This is a genomic window from Mycobacterium sp. UM_11, from assembly GCF_001414075.1.
Classification (GTDB): Bacteria; Actinomycetota; Actinomycetes; order Mycobacteriales; family Mycobacteriaceae; genus Mycobacterium.
In genome coordinates, this window is record NZ_LATC01000243.1 from 1 (window position 1) to 447 (window position 447).

The 447-nt window shown below is 71.8% G+C and carries 1 pseudogene; it reads right to left on the minus strand.

Annotated features, from left to right (window positions below):
* A pseudogene (locus tag WU80_RS24840) lies at positions 1-447 on the minus strand (hypothetical protein); the annotation flags it as partial.

Sequence of the window (447 nt, forward strand, 5' to 3'; positions counted from 1 at the left end):
GGGTGCGGCGCTGATCGCGCTGACCGGGACCGCGGTGTGGCCCATCGCCGGCACGGCCGGGGCGCTGTTCCAGGCCACCGGCACCGACAACTTCCCACCGATCGAGCCGGCCCCGCCGATGGCCGCCGCCGGGTGCACCGCACCCGCACCGCCACCGAGCAGACCACCGAGCCCACCCAGGCCGGGCAGCGCCTTGGCCGCCGCGGGGGCCGCACCACCGATCGCGCCGACCGACTTGGCGATCTGCACAAAGCTGTTGCCCATACCGATGCTGAAGTAGGGCAGACCCTCGGTGTTGTAGAACAGACCGGCGAACGGGCTGTAACCGTTCACCAGGGTGCCCAGGTTGGTGGGCAGGGTGGTCTGGCCGGTCAGCAGGAACCACAGCTCCTGGAACGGATCGGTCGTGGTGGCCGCGGCCTGGGCGGCCTGCTGGGTCGTGCTCGT